At 41.9% G+C, this 1,757-nt stretch carries 1 protein-coding gene; it reads left to right on the top strand.

Going from position 1 to position 1,757, the window contains the following annotated elements; genetic code table 11:
- The coding region (ccoO, locus tag GNY06_RS03050) for a cytochrome-c oxidase, cbb3-type subunit II (RefSeq protein WP_166518751.1) at positions 1-1,757 on the top strand (1,757 nt) is incomplete at both ends.

The following is a 1,757-nucleotide window of genomic DNA, read 5'->3' on the forward strand; positions in this document are numbered from 1 at the left end:
AATACATCTAAGGAATATGCAGAACACGAGTGGCCGATTGATATATTAATCGCTTTTTCGTGGATCATCTTTGGTGTTAACATGTTTGCGACGATAGCCAAAAGAAGAGTAAGACATTTATATGTAGCTATATGGTTCTATATTGCCACTTGGATAGGAGTGGCTTTATTACACATTGTGAATAACCTGGAAGTACCTTTGAATTTCTGGAAATCCTATTCTGCGTATGCAGGGGTTAAAGATGCTATTGTACAATGGTGGTATGGGCATAATGCCGTAGCCTTTGTACTCACCACTCCTATTTTGGGAATGATGTATTACTTTATGCCCAAAGCCGCCGATCGGCCTGTATTTTCATATAAATTATCCATTATACACTTCTGGTCACTGATCTTTGTGTATCTCTGGGCAGGACCTCACCACTTGCAGTATACTGCTCTTCCTGGCTGGGCACAAGCTTTAGGAACTGGTTTTTCAATTATGCTGATCGCACCCTCTTGGGGTGGGATGTTAAACGGTTTGCTTACCCTTAGGGGGGCATGGGATAAGGTAAGAGAAAATCCTGTGCTTAAATTCTTTGTGGTTGCTGTTACCTGTTATGGTATGGCCACCTTCGAAGGACCGCTCTTAGCTACGAAAACATTAAATAAAATCGGGCATTATACTGACTGGGTTATTGGGCATGTGCACTTGGGCGCCTTAGGTTGGAATGGCTTTATGGCCTTTGGGATTATTTACTTTATGGTTCCCATACTCTGGAGAACCAAACTGTGGTCCGTAAAATTAGCCAACTGGCATTTCTGGTTAGGAACCTTAGGGGTGATTTTCTATGCCGTACCCATGTATATTTCAGGATTTACACAAGGTTTAATGTGGAAGCAATTTAATCCCGATGGTACCTTAATGTACAAAAACTGGCTGGATACCGTAACGGCGATTATCCCTTACTATAAATTGAGATTCTTAGGCGGTTCATTTTATTTAACAGGTGCTATCCTGATGGTGGTAAACGTAGTTAAAACCATTAAACAAGGCTCTTTTCAAAAAGATGTGGCTGCCGAGGCTCCTGCACTGGCCAGAATTAGCCCTGACAGAAAAGCTGGGGAAGCTGTTCACCTTTGGATAGAGAGAATGCCTTTTATACTTTCTGTAGGTGCTTTTATCACCCTATCCATAGGAGGAGCCGTGGAGATTATCCCTACTCTGACCATGAAGAAAAACGTACCTACGATTTCAGCTGTGAAACCTTATTCACCATTAGAGTTAGAGGGTCGTGACTTGTATATCCGTGAGGGATGTAATTCTTGCCACTCCCAAATGATTCGTCCTTTCCGCGATGAAATTGTGAGATTTGATAGTAAAAACGGACAGTATTCTAAAGCAGGTGAATTCGTATACGACAGACCTTTCCTATGGGGATCTAAAAGAACAGGACCCGATTTACAGAGAGAAGGAAACCGAAATCCCGATTCCTGGCACTTCAAGCATATGTATAACCCTAGAAGTACTTCACCAGGCTCTATTATGCCGCGCTTCCCTTGGTTAATTGCGAATCAATTGGATCGCTCCGAGATGGTTAATAAAATGAAGTTGATGAAAAATGCCTTTAGTGTTCCTTATACAAAGGGTCAGATCGACTCGGCAACTGCATGGGCCAATAACCAGGCCAAAAGCATTACCACCAAAATTTACGCAGAAGCTGCGGATATTAAAGAACAGGTAGAAAAAGAGCAAGCTCTGAAAGGAAATAAATTTAT

The organism is Elizabethkingia argenteiflava, assembly GCF_009904105.1.
GTDB lineage: Bacteria > Bacteroidota > Bacteroidia > Flavobacteriales > Weeksellaceae > Elizabethkingia > Elizabethkingia argenteiflava.